Origin of the sequence: Solibaculum intestinale (assembly GCF_040096205.1) — a bacterium.
Lineage (GTDB): Bacteria > Bacillota > Clostridia > Oscillospirales > Acutalibacteraceae > Solibaculum_A > Solibaculum_A intestinale.
Genome location: NZ_JBBMFD010000011.1, coordinates 32,472 through 47,328, shown reverse-complemented (window position 1 = coordinate 47,328; position 14,857 = coordinate 32,472). Strand labels below are relative to the sequence as shown.

General features: G+C 52.4%; 14 protein-coding genes and 2 pseudogenes. 1 reads left to right on the top strand and 15 read right to left on the bottom strand.

The window, feature by feature from the left end; genetic code table 11:
* Window positions 1–2: 2 nt before the first annotated feature.
* The 5 genes from WMO26_RS07765 to WMO26_RS07745 are packed head-to-tail and all read right to left on the bottom strand — an operon-like array spanning window position 3 to window position 3,596.
* A complete protein-coding gene (locus WMO26_RS07765) occupies window positions 3–284 on the bottom strand; it encodes a hypothetical protein (protein ID WP_002588923.1) in 282 nt (93 codons plus the stop codon).
* Entirely contained in the window at window positions 281–2,380 is a 2,100-nt protein-coding gene (locus WMO26_RS07760) for a type IA DNA topoisomerase (protein WP_002588924.1), read from the bottom strand. The genes WMO26_RS07765 and WMO26_RS07760 overlap by 4 nt, the downstream gene beginning before the upstream one ends.
* On the bottom strand, window positions 2,361–2,579 hold the full coding sequence (locus WMO26_RS07755) for a hypothetical protein (protein ID WP_038270835.1): 219 nt from the start codon (window positions 2,577–2,579) through the stop codon (window positions 2,361–2,363). Before WMO26_RS07755 ends, WMO26_RS07760 begins: the two co-directional genes overlap by 20 nt.
* Complete coding sequence (locus tag WMO26_RS07750; protein WP_002588925.1) at window positions 2,576–3,349, bottom strand: DUF4366 domain-containing protein; 774 nt, start codon at window positions 3,347–3,349, stop codon at window positions 2,576–2,578. The genes WMO26_RS07755 and WMO26_RS07750 overlap by 4 nt, the downstream gene beginning before the upstream one ends.
* Window positions 3,339–3,596, bottom strand: coding sequence for a DUF4315 family protein (locus WMO26_RS07745; protein ID WP_002588926.1), 258 nt, complete (start codon window positions 3,594–3,596; stop codon window positions 3,339–3,341). The genes WMO26_RS07750 and WMO26_RS07745 overlap by 11 nt, the downstream gene beginning before the upstream one ends.
* Window positions 3,597–3,882: 286 nt before the next feature.
* Between WMO26_RS07745 and WMO26_RS07740 the strand changes: the two genes are divergently transcribed.
* Window positions 3,883–5,091 carry an IS110-like element ISEnfa110 family transposase gene (locus WMO26_RS07740; RefSeq protein ID WP_002382856.1) on the top strand — a complete coding sequence of 403 codons (1,209 nt, stop codon included), beginning with the start codon at window positions 3,883–3,885 and terminating at the stop codon, window positions 5,089–5,091.
* Between the two features lie 146 nt (window positions 5,092–5,237).
* Here WMO26_RS07740 and WMO26_RS07735 read toward each other — a convergent pair.
* The 10 genes and pseudogenes from WMO26_RS07735 to WMO26_RS07690 form a co-directional block, all read right to left on the bottom strand.
* Window positions 5,238–6,053, bottom strand: a pseudogene (locus WMO26_RS07735) (VirD4-like conjugal transfer protein, CD1115 family); the annotation flags it as partial.
* 41 nt (window positions 6,054–6,094) lie between these two features.
* Window positions 6,095–6,253, bottom strand: a complete 159-nt coding sequence (locus tag WMO26_RS07730; RefSeq protein ID WP_002596227.1) for a transposon-encoded TnpW family protein — start codon at window positions 6,251–6,253, stop codon at window positions 6,095–6,097.
* Between the two features lie 143 nt (window positions 6,254–6,396).
* Entirely contained in the window at window positions 6,397–8,268 is a 1,872-nt protein-coding gene (locus WMO26_RS07725) for an AAA family ATPase (RefSeq protein WP_194611886.1), read from the bottom strand.
* Window positions 8,265–9,761 (bottom strand): MobQ family relaxase, encoded by a 1,497-nt coding sequence (mobQ, locus tag WMO26_RS07720; protein WP_118481864.1) that lies wholly within the window; start codon window positions 9,759–9,761, stop codon window positions 8,265–8,267. Before mobQ ends, WMO26_RS07725 begins: the two co-directional genes overlap by 4 nt.
* Entirely contained in the window at window positions 9,727–10,086 is a 360-nt protein-coding gene (locus WMO26_RS07715) for a DUF3847 domain-containing protein (protein ID WP_118481865.1), read from the bottom strand. Before WMO26_RS07715 ends, mobQ begins: the two co-directional genes overlap by 35 nt.
* A gap of 315 nt (window positions 10,087–10,401) precedes the next feature.
* Entirely contained in the window at window positions 10,402–11,436 is a 1,035-nt protein-coding gene (cfr(E), locus tag WMO26_RS07710) for a 23S rRNA (adenine(2503)-C(8))-methyltransferase Cfr(E) (protein ID WP_105119688.1), read from the bottom strand.
* Window positions 11,433–11,789: a hypothetical protein gene (locus WMO26_RS07705; protein ID WP_349219401.1), complete on the bottom strand. Its 357-nt coding sequence runs from the start codon at window positions 11,787–11,789 to the stop codon at window positions 11,433–11,435. Before WMO26_RS07705 ends, cfr(E) begins: the two co-directional genes overlap by 4 nt.
* 274 nt (window positions 11,790–12,063) lie before the next feature.
* Window positions 12,064–12,564 (bottom strand): hypothetical protein, encoded by a 501-nt coding sequence (locus WMO26_RS07700; RefSeq protein WP_005930729.1) that lies wholly within the window; start codon window positions 12,562–12,564, stop codon window positions 12,064–12,066.
* Window positions 12,565–12,700: 136 nt separating this feature from the next.
* Window positions 12,701–13,045, bottom strand: coding sequence for a TnpV protein (locus WMO26_RS07695; RefSeq protein ID WP_118481866.1), 345 nt, complete (start codon window positions 13,043–13,045; stop codon window positions 12,701–12,703).
* Window positions 13,042–14,835: pseudogene (locus tag WMO26_RS07690) on the bottom strand (DUF4368 domain-containing protein); the annotation flags it as partial. The gene WMO26_RS07695 and the pseudogene WMO26_RS07690, both read right to left, overlap by 4 nt.
* Window positions 14,836–14,857: the final 22 nt, after the last annotated feature.

Sequence of the window (14,857 nt, the reverse complement as noted above, 5' to 3'; positions counted from 1 at the left end):
GCTTACTCATTGCCTTTCTTGGGGGTGGGCGGCCTGTATCCGGCAGCCTTGGCCAGTTCACTGGCTGCCTTACGGCGCTCGGCGCTGTAAGGTTCCCGGACGGACACACAGCGTTTGGGAACGAGAAAGGTCTGGCGGTCCTTTTTCACAATCTGGTCCGGGTATTTCTCTGCCAGTCGCCGCAGCTTCTCCAGCAGCCGGGGGTCATGGGTATAGACCTCGGCGGTGGCTTCGGCCTGGTTGTAGAGGATGATGGTTTCCTGTTCATAGCGTGAGAGCTTCATCGTTTGCCACCTTTCTGCTGGTCAAACTCCAGCTTGAAGTTGGCGTACTGCCCATCATCCGCCAACACCACAGTGGCATCGTAGGTCTTGCCGGTTTTCTCGGAGTACAAGCCCCTCACATGAGCGCGGCCATCTTTGAGCAGTGCCGTTACGATGGCTTTGGTAGGTTGCTTGTGCTTCATCTCCCACCACTTGTTGTTTTTCCAAATTGCAAATTTGCAAGATTCTGTCTGACAGAAGAAGCCTTTTTGCATTTCTGCAACCTCTCCGCCACAGCGGGGGCATTTGCCCACCACTTCGTGGGAAGGGCTGAACAAATACTCCGTTCCCTTGATAGCTTGATAGGTTCCCACAAGTTCTTTGAGCATGGCACTAATCCCAGCCATGAAATCCTCCGGGGCCAGCTCGCCACGCTCGATCTCACCCAGCCGGTACTCCCACTCAGCAGTCAGAAGGGGCGATTGCAGCTGCTCCGGCAACACGGTGATAAGGGATACCGCGTCATGGGATGGCATGAGCTGCACGGTTTTCTTGCTCTTTTTGCGCTCCAAAAAGCCGGTGGAAACCAGCTTTTCCAGAATCCCGGCGCGGGTGGCCGGGGTCCCCAGGCCCTTGCGCTCGGCATCCTCCGGCATATCGTCCTTCCCGGCAGTCTCCATTGCGGAGAGTAGCGTATCTTCGGTGAAGTGCTTGGGCGGGGTGGTCTTGCCCTCCTTGACGGTAGCACCAGAAAGGGGCAGCGTCTGACCTTCAGACAGCTCAGGCAGAGCCTTGTCCTCGGGTTCTTTGTCCTGCTCCACATTCTTCAGCCCTGCGCGATAGGCAGCGTCCAGCGCCCGCCAGCCGTAATTTTTCACTGTGCGGCCTTTGGCAGTAAACTCCGCTCCGGCGCACTCGACAACAACGGCGGTTTCCGCAAAGGTATAGGGCTGGGCCACGGCGCACAGCAGGCGCAGAGCCACCAACTCCAGCACCGCCTTTTCGCCCACCGGCAGGCCGGACAGGTCCGCGCCCTGGAGGTTGCGGGTAGGGATCACTGCATGATGGTCGGTCACTTTCTTGTCGTTGACAATCTGGGCGGCATTGCAGGCAATCTCCATGCCATTGGAAAAGGGCATCGCCCCGGCAGTGAGCTGGACCAGCTCCGGTAGACTCGCCGCCATATCCGAAGTCAGATAGCGGCTGTCCGTCCGAGGGTAGGTACAGAGCTTCTTTTCATACAAATTTTGCAGGTAGTCCAGGGTTTGCTGGGCGGTGAACCCCAGCAGCCGGTTGGCGTCCCGTTGGAGGGTGGTCAGGTCATAGAGGGCGGGCGGCTTCTCGGATTTGTTTTTGCGCCCCACTTTTTTCACTGTGGCAGCCGCACCTTGGCAGGCCGTTTTCAGCTGTTGGGCGGCAGCCTTGTCTGCCATGCGCTCCCCGGAAACGGTGAAACCGGGCAGCTCCAGTGTGACCGTGTAGAATGGCACCGGCTTGAAGGTGTCGATCTCGGCTTCTCGCTGGACAATGAGGGCCAGCGTCGGGGACATGACACGTCCGATGTTGAGGGTCCGGTGGTACAGCACGGAAAACAGCCGGGTGGCATTGATACCCACCAGCCAGTCCGCTTTGGCGCGGCAGAGGGCCGCATCCCGCAGGCCGTCATAGTCTGCACCGGGGCGCAGGTTTGCAAAGCCCTCCCGGATGGCGGAATCCTCCATTGAGGAAATCCAGAGCCGCTTCATGGGCTTCTGGCAGCCCGCCAGCTCATAGACGCTGCGGAAGATCAGCTCCCCCTCGCGTCCGGCGTCGCAGGCGTTTACCACTTCGGTCACATCCGGGGCGTTCATCAGCTGCTTCAGCACATCAAACTGTTTCTTCTTGTCCTTGCTCACCACCATCTGCCAGGGTTCCGGCAGAATGGGCAGATCGTCATAGCGCCACTTGGCGTAGTCCGGGTTATAAGCGTCGGCGTCGGCCAGACCAGCCAGATGGCCCACACACCAGCTGACCCGCCAGCCGCCGCCCTCCAGATAGCCGTCCTTGCGGGCGGTGGCCCCAATCACGGCGGCCAGACTTTGGGCAACGGACGGTTTCTCAGCGATCACCAGCTTCATGGTTTTTCATCCTCCTTTCCCGCAGCCATGCGGTCAGCTGCCGGTGGCAGAATCCCACGCAGGGCTGACCGTCACGGTAATTTCCGCAGCCATAACAGGGGTGGCCGGGAGATAAAGTAGGAGGACGGGAAGTTTCCTTCCCGCCCTCCGGCCTGCGTGTCATCATGCGTTCATAGGGGCTGTCGGTGAAGCGGGTCAAACCGTCTTGTCCTCGCTTTCCTCGTCGCCGCCCCCGTCAGCGTCCGGCTCGTCAGATTCCTCGGTCTCCCAGGAGTCCTCGTCCTCCTGATCGGTATCATCCTCGCCGTAGTCATAATCGTCCAAATTGTCGTTGCCCTTGGTCTTGGGTCTGCTTTTTACCAGCTTAAAGTAGGCAAAAGCGCCGCCGCCACCCATCAGAGCCAGCACCGCCAAAAGAATGGCCGGATTCAGTCCTGCGGGTTTCTGCGCCGGTTCTTCCGGTTCCGGGGTTTCTTCCGGGGTCTCCGGTTCCGGCTCCTTACCCGTGCAGGCGCTCATATTGGTGGCACACACCGGGCAGGCCGTATTCACCGCACCGGCCACACATTTCTCCGTACAGGTACAGGTGGCGGGCTGCTCCTGGGTGGTCTGACCGTCCTCCATCAGCGCCATCAGGTCCGCCTCGTCCACCTGGTTTAAGAAGTGGACAGCGGTTTCCTTGTCCTCGTTGGCCCGGTCAATGAGGATGTAGAAGTAGTTGCCTGCCTTGGTGGTGACGGTGATGAGCTGCTTGTTGTCGCCGAAATCATCCACCAGGGCGGCGTTGCCATCCGGGGTCAGGGCCGGACTGTCCTCGGTTTCCTCCACGACCACATTGCTGTCGTTGGTGGCATCCTCCGCCGGAAGTTCTTCCGTTCCCTGGGCAAAGGCAGTCACGGAAAGGCCCATCATCAGCACCAGGGCGGCGCAGAGGGCCGAAAGGGTTTTGAAAATTTTCTTATTCTTCATGGTCGGTATCCTCCTGTTCGTTGTAGTTGGCGGAGGCAGCGGCCATGCCAGGGACCGTACCACCGGAGAGCATGGCGTTCAGCTGCTCCGGGGTCAGCCGCAGGGCGCGCACCATCTGAACGATTTCCAGGTTCTCCGCCTCGGTTTTCTGCGCCTCCAGGGTTTTCAGCTTGTCCTGGTACTCCGCGATCTTCTCGCGGACCTTGGCAATCTCCTGGTCAATGCGCTGGATTTTGTTCTTAGCCATTTCAATCACTCCTATTACAATAAATTTGGACAGGAAAGCCGGACAGCCAGTCCGGCTTTCCCTCCATCTCGTGCCTAAGCTACAATGAGAGGAGCAACTGGCTGACCAATCACTCCTTGGGCTTGTATGTCCGTGTGAAAGACTGTTAGCCATCCTCTCGTTGCAGCGTTCGATTTAAGCAGGTTGAACCACCGGATGTCGGAGAGTTCGTGTCACACAATAGATTGAATCGGCAGCGAGAAAAGATGGATTCCGGTTGCAGATTCTTTGTATTGGAGGAATGTGAATGAACTGCGTTGGCATCGATGTTTCCAAGGGTAAGAGCATGATTGCAGTCATGCGGCCCTTCGGAGAGGTAGTGGTTTCACCCTTTGAAGTACGTCACACCGCCAATGAACTGAGCGAGCTGGCAGGACTGCTCAAAAGCCTGGACGGCGAGACCCGTGTGGTGATGGAATCCACGGGTAATTACCATGCTCCGGTGGCCTGGCTGCTCCACGACGCGGGCCTTTATGTCTCGGTAGTCAATGCAATGCTGGTGCATGACTACGGAAACAACAGTTTAAGACGGGCCAAAACCGACAAAAAGGATGCCGTAAAGCTGGCCAACTACGGTCTTGACCACTGGCTCACATTGCCGAGATATATCCCGGAGGAGGATACCCGACTCATGCTGAAAATCTGCTACCGGCAGTACCAACAGTATTCCAAAGTTCAGACCATGCTGAAGAATAACCTGATCTCCCTGCTGGACACCACCTTCCCAGACGCAAATCGCTTGTTTACCAGTCCGCCCCGCGCCGATGGCAGCGAGAAGTGGGTGGACTTTGTCGCTACTTTTTGGCATTGCGAGTGCGTTTGTGGCCGGTCTGAGAAGGCCTTTACTACCCAATACCAGAAGTGGTGCAGAAAGCACGGCTACAATTTCAGCGAGGATAAGGCGCTGGATATTTATGCCTCTGCTTGCAGACACTTCGGTGTCATACCGAAAACGGATACGGCAAAACTTTTGGTAGAACAGGCCATTTCTCAACTCCAGACAACTTCTTCCGCGTTAGCTGCTCTCAAACAGGAGATGCAATCCCTGGCAGCTTCTCTGCCGGAGTATCCTGTAGTGATGGGGATGTTTGGTGTTGGCCCAACCCTCGGCCCTCAACTCCTGGCTGAAATTGGCGATGTACGCCGTTTTCATTCCAAAAAAGCGTTGGTTGCCTTTGCGGGTATTGACGCCCCGCCCTACCAATCCGGTCAAATAGATGTCCGTAGCCGTAGCATTTCCAAGCGAGGATCTGCCTCACTGCGCAGGACGCTCTTTCTGGTGATGAGCGTCATCCTGCAATGTGCTCCAATAGACGAGCCGGTGTACCAGTTCATGGACAAGAAACGCTCTGAAGGCAAGCCATATCGTGTCTACATGATGGCCTCTGCCAACAAGTTCCTGCGCATCTACTACGCTTCTGTGAAAGCCTACTTGGAATCCCTGGAGCACGACTGATTTTTACACTCTATACCATCTGGCTGGCCGCCGTTTTAATTTTGAGATGCTCAGCGGCTTGATTTTGTATTGCATTTTTTCGCCTCCCTAAAAATCTGAAATTTCTACTTGACTTTTATTAGCAGGTCTTTCACAGCGGAACAGATTTACACGCCCTCTGCGTCTACTTCATACACATCGTAGACCTCGTTGGGCTTGAGCTTGAGCCGGGTGGACAGGAACGCCTCGATGTCAAAGGCGTTCTTGGGGTCCGCGTCGGCGGTGTACGGGTAATTGGGGTGCTTGGTGATGTCGTACTTGTCCGAGAGGAAAGGCCGCACACCGCGCAGCTGGAGGATACACTTGCCGCCGTCCATGACGGCCAGTTCATCCTGGCTCATAAGCTCTTTGCCGAGCTTTTGGTAGTTAAGAGAATGGGATGTCTCGCGGCCCCGGCTCTCGCCGGTGTTGTAGGTGTCGATGGTCTCCTTGCCCAGCACGGCGGCCAGCTCCTTGAGGGTTGTCGGCTCTTTGCCGCCCAGGAAGATGGAGGTATCCATGTTGCCGATGATGGTATCGGCGTTGTCCTTGTAGATAGCTTTGAGCTGGGACTGTGCTTGCAGCACCAGGCAGGCGGAAATCTCACGGCTTCGGATGGTGGCAACCAGCTTTTCCAGCCGAGGGATCTGTCCAATATTGGCGGCCTCGTCAATGAGGCACCGCACATGGACCGGCAGCCGCCCGCCGTACACATCGTCCGCTTTTTCGCAGAGCAGATTGAACAGCTGGGTGTAGCACATGGAGATCAGGAAGTTAAAGCTATCGTCCGTGTCGCTCATAATCAAGAACAAGGCGGTTTTCCGGTCTCCCAGGGTATCCAGCTCCAGCTCGTCGTAGGCCGTGACCTCCCGCAGCTCCGCGATGTCGAACACGGCAAGGCGCGCACCGCAGGAAATCAGGATGGATTTTGCGGTTTTGCCAGAGACGAAAAGTCAAGGACTTTTTCATCAAATTCAAAAAGAAGTCACATTTTGCGGACTTCTTCACGGAGCATACGCTTGATTTTGTCCTCCATCGTCTCCTTGGCGGTCTCGCTGAAATGGACACGGACGATATAGGTGGTCTTGCCGATCTGCTTTCTGACAGTCGGGCAAGTGGCGGTGTTGGTTGCGGTATTGTTCATTCAAAATCCTCCTGTAAATGAAAAAGTGCCCGGTGACTATTCATCATCGGGCGGTGTCGGTATGAGGGAACAAGGCAAGGCGGCAACATTAAGGTATCTATAAAAACCTTGCCGTCTTTGCCACGCTTGCCGTGTTCCTGTTGTCAGTCTCGGAGATAGCAGACCCATGCTGTGCCGTCTTTCTCGGTCACAAGTCTGTCCCCGATACGGCTCTTTGCCGTTCTCATGGTGCGTGAGGAAATCCCACGCTCATTGACTGCCTTTTCCAGCTCTGCGCTCGGCATACGCTTTCCGTCCGCAAGCAGTTCCAGAATGAGCATTTGCGCCTGTGCGGTCTTGCTCTCGGTCTTAGCGGTGTCCGTCCCGGCAAGAAGCTCGTCAGCGGTAATGTCATAAGCCCCTATCCATTCAAAACCTTTCTCGTCTCCCAGAGAAAAGGCAAGAGACTGACCGGGCGGCGCAAGGGAGCTTTTCTCATGGATAAGCACCCTCGTTGTGGGACTGTCCTTCAGCTTGCCAATAAACAGCAGACTGCGGACTGCCGCCGTAATGTCGATAGACCCCAATCCCCGGTAGGTGCTTTGCGTTCCTGCGGCTTTGTTCAGGTGTCCAATCAGCACGATAGCGCACCCGGTAGCCTGTGCAATGTCTCCCAGACTGCGGAATATCGGGCGCACCTCGTTTGCCCTGTTCATGTCCACATCTGTGCCCAAAAACGCCTGTACCGGGTCAATAATAACCAGCCTTGCGCTGTTTTCCCGGATTGCCCTTGCTATGCGCTCATCGGCAAGGGTCAGCGGTGTGTCCCTATCGTCAATGACAAGCACTCGTTCAAGGTCTGCGTCAGCTTCCATCAGCCGGGGCTTAACGGTATCGCCCAAACCGTCCTCGGCGGTCTGATAGATGATGTTGAAAGGCTCAAGGGTCTCCATACCAGGTAAAGGCTTTCGGTTGGTGCAAGCCGCCGCAAGACGCATGGCAAAGTAGGTCTTGCCCTCGCCGGGGTTGCCCTGTATAATCGTCAGCTTTCCAAAGGGAATATAGGGAAACCATAGCCAATCCACGCTCGTCAGCTCCACATCTGCCATGCGGAGCATGGGAACAGGCTGGGCGGTGGGCAGCTCTCGCAGCGTGATTGTCTCGGCTATGAATTTGCGGCTGGGAATGTCCCCTTGCTGACGGAGAACATCGTTCCAGTCTTTCCTTGCCGGGACAAGGCGAATGACGGCGATCTCGCCGGGAATGGACTGTGCCAGTCGGGTACAGGCTTCGCTTCCTGCGGTGTCGCTGTCAAGGCAGAGGAACACTTTTCGGGTGTCCTTGCGTTCAGAAAGGAAACGGTCAAGGGCTTTGCCCGAAACACCGCCCAGGGCAAGATAGCTCCTTGTCTGCCAGTCCTGCGGATAAAGGCAGATAAACGATAACAGGTCAATCGGTGCTTCAAAGACAAAGAGCTGGTTGCCGTTTCCCTCATAGCGGAACGGATAGGACTTGTCAGACCCGGCAATATCCTGTCTGAATGGGTCTGCCGTTCCTCGCACATGGGCGTATCTCGGTGTGCCGTTTCGGTCTCTGCCGACAAAGACAACATTGTGCCGCTTTGCGTCCTCGTAAATATCCCCGGAAAGAAGAAAAGCCTCAACAAGCGTTTTGTTGAGACCTCGGCTTTCGCAAAGATATTGAATTGCTCTGTCGGCTGTTCTGTTGTGCAAGGGCAAGTGGAACGCTGTGTGCGGTGCTGTGCTGGCTTCGCTCTGTCCCTCGCCGCTTTCGCCGGTCAGGAGCTGGACGGCTTCGGGAAAGGATTTTCCGTAAAACTCCATGACAAAATCAATGGGATAGCCGCCCTTGCTCTGGCTGTGGCGAAACCATTTGTTTCCACGAATGGTCAGGCTGTCATGTTCTTTCCAGCGGTATTCTCGTCCGCTTTTGATAAGCGTCTCTCCCTGTGTACGGAGAAAATCTTCCAGACTGACGGCGTTTGCCCGGTCAATCTGTGCTTGGGTATAATTCATCGGGATAGTTCCTCCTTTTTGTGTCGTGTTTGGGGTCGATTTTGGAGCATTTGTTCCTCTGTGCGCTCGTTAAATCGGGCGGCAGTATCTATACATGACTTGACCTTCCAAAGACGGTGTAAATCGTCTCTGACGGTCTTAAACTCGCCATAGGTGGTGTTGTGCGCCTGTTCCAGCTCGTCATACTCTTCGGTCAGCTTTTTCATATCCACCTTGCCGTCCGGGAACTCTCCGGTCAGCTTGCGTCTGGCGGCGTAGAACTGTTTCAGTTCCGCTTCATGCTCTGCCTTGTACTTGGCTCTGGGCTTCTCAAACTTGATTTTCTGCAAGCCGTCATAGACAGGCTTCAAGCTCTGGAAAGCAGCAGAGCTGTCATAGAGCTGCTTGATTGCTTTCATTCGGGCGGTCTGTTCGTCCAGCGTTTTCTTCAAGCTCTCTGTGGCAGCACTGTGTTCGCTGACACGGCTTTCCAAATCTTCAAGAGTGTAAATGCCGTTTGCCCGGAGATAATTGAAAGTCTCGTTCATCTCCTTTAGATTGCTGACCTTGCCTTTCTGCGAATATGCCCCGGCTCTGCGCTGGGTGTAATAGGCGTTCAGCAGAGAAACAAGGTCGGGTGCCTGCGGCTTGGCAAGCTCCGCTTTTGCTTCGGCAATCCAATCAAACAGGAGAGCGATTTTCTTCTTGATGTCCCGGATAACGGCATTGGTTGCTCTGATCCAGCGGTTGAACTCGCCTTTCTCGGTGCGTATGCCTTTCTTCTCCATTGCCCGGACGGTTGCGCCCTCATGGACGGTGGGAAGAAGCTCCACGCCCTGACGCTCATAGCTTCGGTGGTCGATACGAACATCAAGCCCTTTCTCCGCAAACTTGGCGTTGCATAGTTCCGCCCATGTCTGCCGCCAATGTTCCAGCGTTTCGGGACTGCCCCAGTCGGTAGTGGGAACGGCGTTGAACACAAACTTTCCGTCTGCGTCTCGGATACGGTTGCCGTCCTCGTCCAGCTCATACACCCGGCGTTGCTTTAGTCCCCATTTGCCGTTCTGCTCGATGGGGCGGATGGGGCAAAGCACATGAAAATGCGGGTTTGGTATGCCGCCGTCCTCCCGGTCTGGCTGGTGTACGGCGAAGTCAACCACCATGCCACGGCTCACAAAGTTCTCCAACAAAAATTGCCTTGCAAGAGCGATGTTTTCCTCAAGGGAAAATTCATTCTGCAAGGCAATGTCAAAGCTGTATGCAAGCTGGGCGTTCTTTCCACGCTCGGCTTTTTCCACGGCGTTCCATAGGGTCTGGCGGTCTGCGTATTCTGGCGGTGCATGGGACGGCAAGAGAATGTCAGAGCAGATCACGCCGCCCTTGCGGGTGTAGTCGCTGTATTCGCCGTAATACTCGCTATACAATCGCTCCCCGGCACGGTAGGCGGCAGAAGCAATAGCGGACTGTCCTGCGCTTCGCTTAGTCTGCGTGACGCTCAGATGAAATAGTGCCATCGGCTTTCAACTCCTTTTCTCTGTTCGCTTGGTTGGTGTGAGTAATCGCCATGTGACGGACGGCTCGCTGGACTTCGGACAGAGAAAAGATGTACTCCATCAGCTCTGTCATTTCGGTGCGTGTGAGATCTTTGACCTCCGGGGCAAGGCTCTCAATCGTGCCGCCCAGATTGCAAAGACGATGGGTGCGTTTCTGCCTTTCGCCTTTCTCCAGATATTTCTTTCTGTTCTCAAGACGGTTGAGCTTGTGCTGTTCCTGTGCAAGCTGCGTCTCGGCTCGTTCCTTTTCGGCTTGGAGCTGGTCGAGGGTTTTCGGTTTTGTCATTGTAATTGACCTCCTTTTTTGATTTTGGGGATAAAAAAAGACCGTCAACTTTTCGCATAGTGCGACCAGTCAACGGTCAGTTTTTCGGTATTCAGTTGTTGTGTTCAGTTCGGTAAATTGAAGTTGGTCAAAGTTGTTGGCGAAGATATTCCACAACATTTCTGCCGTTTCATATCCCCGGCATAAACCTCGTTGAAAATAAAACCTTTGATGTAACAATAAGGCACCCAGCATTAAATTTATGCCGGGTGCCTTTCCTTTCAAACGCCAATGCTGCTTGGAAATCTCTGTGTACATAAAAACGTCTTGAAGCGCTCAATCCCTTTCATCAGCATACAACTGCCCGCACCCGGCGCCGATATCAGAACCGAACTGCATTCTGATAGCCACGCTGATACGGTTGGAATGTAAAATATCACTGAAGTTTTTAATGGCTTCGTGATTTGAAGCGGTAAATTTTCGCGCCGTCTTATCTGTTGCGTTATATGGGATAAGATCAACATGATATAGATAGGACAACGCTCCCCGGCTCAAAATAAGGTGCGCTAACGCTTTCGCATGCTCTGCCGAATCATTTATTCCGCCCAGCATAATATAAGCCAGGAACAAGCGCCTTTTGGTATTTGCAACGTGCGCATCCAACGCATCCATTACTTTATGGAGCGGATAAGTTTGATTGATCGGCATCAATTCCGAACGTTGCTTTTCAAAAGGCGAGTGCAGCGAAAAAGCTAAATTCACCTGCGGAAAATCACGGGTCAGCCGTTTTATCCCGGGAATCATTCCAATCGTCGATATGGTAATGCGTCGCTGGCTTAATCCGAACAAAGACGGGTTTGTCAGGATTTTTAATGCGTCAAATAAATTGGGATTCGCAAACGGCTCGCCCATTCCCATAAAAGAAACACTATTGATTTGATGCCCTGCAAGATAAAAATACAGAATTTGATCTGTTATTTCATCAGCGGTCATATTGCGTTTGTGTCCGATAGCACCTGTTGCGCAGAATTTGCAGCCAAACCCACAGCCGCATTGAGATGAGACGCAAAAAGATTCCCATCCTTTTTTGTAATGCAGGTTCACCGTTTCGACGCAGTTTCCATCCTTTAATTGAAAAAGCACCTTATCTGCCTGGCCCGATGCCCGATGTGTAACTGGAACAAGGCCGCAGACAGAGGTCCCAAAAGTTTCCGCCAAATTTGATCTTAGTCTTTCCGGCAGCATATACATGGAATGAAAGTCAGGAATATGCTGTGCAAAAATCATCTTTATCAATTGCTCATAGCGATAATCCGGAAAATTCATTCCCGATATACATCGCTTCATAACCTCATATTTTGAATAAATCATGTAGGCTTTTCTCCTCTTGAATAATGAAAGTCAGGAATATGCTGTGCAAAAATCATCTTTATCAATTGCTCATAGCGATAATCCGGAAAATTCATTCCCGATATACATCGCTTCATAACCTCATATTTTGAATAAATCATTGGAATTTTGGAACAGTCAATAAGACAATCATTCCCTAAAACACCTTTTTCTTCGCTATCTTTTGTGGTTATGATTTTATTTTCTTTATCAATTTCTGTTTTTATCGCATTGACACCTAAAGTAAGTGGTTCGTTTGTTTGCTGTCCAGAACACGCAACTAAAGTAAAGGTACAAACGAATATACATAATGCCATCATCATTCTTTTTATCATAAATTCCTCCAAATTTATTGATATCAAACTTGCTGGCGGCGAACAGCATTTTATGCTGTTTGCAGACGGCAAGTCCACAAGGGATAGCCGCATAAGCGGCGCAAGGGAGTGTAGCTCCCTTGACGGAACGAAGTGACGAAACATTCTCGGTCGGGCAGTTTTCTTCTGCTGACTGGGAATGAAGCTCCGCAGGACGCACATACTCCCGATAGGAGAGTATAGAAGTGCGCCCTTTAGTTCCTAAAGGGTTTTTATCAGTGCGACAAACTTGAATTTATTTTGGCAAATCATCTTCCGCTTTAAAATTCACATTACTGCCATCGATCGAGATTGTGATCGTGTAGTTATAGATTATACCATCTTCTGTTTCCAGCTTAAATGTTACCGCACCACCTCCGAGATACTGAAAATCAGGTTCGTCAGACATTCTTGCATATGTGCCATACTGTTGAAAGTATCCGTCTGCATCAAAGAACGCAACATTGCTTGATTGCTCCTTATCGTTCCGGAAGAGTACTGCACCAACACGGTCACTGGCATGATCTGGAATTAAAACACAGTCTATGTATTCCCAATCTGTTTCTTGCACAAGAGAGAACATAGACACAATATCTTGTTCAGACCAGATTTTTCCTCCATTCAGATTACTGATATCTGTATTCTGAACCGGATTGCTGGCAGAATCTGATGTTTCTGGCATGGCGTCTTTGCTGCTACAGGCGGACATTCCTAATACACAAACCGTCATGAAAATAAAAAGCAATGCTCTCTTCATATGAATACCTCCTCAAATTCCGATTTGTTGCTTAATTTTCGTATTCAAATTATACCATAAAACTTGTGAACAATTCTACCGCAACTTTGGACTATATGAGAAAAGTCCGAACAGTTTTCTGCCCGGACTTCCTCGCTCAATTATAAATCAACTCTGCTTTCACAACTTCCTCTGCCTGCGCCTTGCAAGCGTTCATCTGCCGCACCCATTCCATTTGGTTTTCAGCTTTCAGTTGCTCGGTCACGCCGTTTTGCTCTGCCAGTGACCGCACGATCAGCTCCATGCGGTTTCGTGCCGCTTCGTCAATCTCGGCGCAATGCTCAAAGAGCTTGTCGGATAGTACCAGCTCATTGAACAGTATCGGACGGTGCATTTCCAGATACGCCTTGCGAAGTCTGCCGTAGTGTCCGAGGGGCTTGGTCTTGCGGATAACGATGTTCGGGATAAGATAATCGCCGTTCTGTGTATAAGTGATATTCATGCTGTTTGTACTCCTTTCATCGGCTCTCTCTGCGGTAAACTGCTGACAGGGACGAACACTCCCTTTGCAATGTCCTCCGCACGAATGGCGGCTTTCTTGGCTTCGATTTCTGCCTTTTTTCTCCCCTTGATTTTGTCCTCGTATCGCTTCTGCGCTCCGCTGGCTTTCCGCTTCAAGTAGTTCTGATGAAGCCTGTCCTTGCGTTCCTCACGCTTGCGGATTTCCTCTAATTCTTCCGGGGTCAGCTCCACTTCTCCAAACGCCGGGGGAACGAATCGCCCAACAAAATTGAAGTAAATCTCGACCTCCTGTGTGGTCTGTATACTGCCTTTACGGTCACGCTCATGCACAAGGATTTTCTCGATAAACTCGTTGAGCATGGCAATGGTCAACTTGTCGAAGTTCTCATACTTGTCAATCAGAGCGATAAAACGATCAGCGTCCTTTTCGTGCTTCTCATAGCTCTTGACAGCCTTTTCCAGAGCAGAGATTTCGGCGGTAAGCTCGGACTGTTCCTTTTCGTATTGAGCGTCCAGAGTGGCGTATCTGCTGTCGGACAGCTTGCCTAAAATGTTGTCCTCATAGATTTTGCAGAGCAGGACTTCCAGCTCGGAAACTCTCTGCTTTGCTGTGGCAAGGCGTGTGCGCTGTTTTCTGACCTCTGCCGTCTGCTGGCTGGACTGCGCTTCCTGCACCACACGGACAAACTCAGCTCGGTCATGCTTGGCATACTCGGCAATAGCTTTGAGCATTTCGGAAACAAGGGACAGTACCACATCTTCATTGATACGGTGCTGTGTCGTGCAGAGCTTTCCAACTGGGACTTTGCTGTATTGGGAACAGGTATATTGAGAAATACGCTTGCCGTTGTTGGTACGGTGGACATACATCTTGCCGCCGCAATCGGCACAATAAAGCAAGCCTGTGAGGGGAGCTGCTTCGCCCCAGCCGTCCGGGTAGCGTCTGACATTCCCACGGATTTTCTGCACAAGGTCAAAGGTCTGCTGGTCAATGATAGCTTCATGGGTATTCTCGAAAATCGTCCATTCGTCCTCCGGGACATAATGGCTTTTCTTGTCCTTGAAGTGCTTTCGAGTCTTGAAGTTGATGGTGTGTCCCAGATACTCACGCTTTTCAAGAATGTTGCAGATGGTGGAAGAACCCCAGCCGTACACATCTTTGAAAGTCTTGTTTTTGTTCACGCCCTCGCCGTGTTGGGCAAGGTAAGCAGACGGAATAAGCACCTTTTCCGATTTCAGTTTGCTGGCGATCTGATACGGACCGTAGCCGTCAATCGTCATGGCAAAGATGCGCTTGACCACATCAGCGGCTTCGGGGTCAACCAACCATTGGTCCCTGGCTTCGTTCCAGAGATAGCCGTAAATGACCGTGCCTGTGAGGTGCTTGCCGGACTTGCCTTTGGATTGAAAAGTGGAACGGATTTTACGGCTGGTGTCTCTGGCGTAATACTCGTTCATGATGTTGCGGAAAGGGGTAAAATCATCGTCCCCTCTGGCACTGTCCACGCCGTCATTGATGGCGATAAGGCGAACGCCACGCTGACGCAGGATTTCCATAATCTGACCGACTTTCAGATAGTCACGACCCATGCGGCTCATGTCCTTGATACACAGGTACTCCACATTCCCGGCTTCAACCTCTTTCATCATTGCCAAAAATCCGGGACGGTCAAAGCAAGTGCCGCTAATGCCATCGTCCGTGAAATGGACAATGTTTGTAAAGCCCTGTCGTGCGGCGAACTCCTCCAACATAGCTTTTTGAGATGGAATTTGTCAAGGGGCTTTTCTGCAA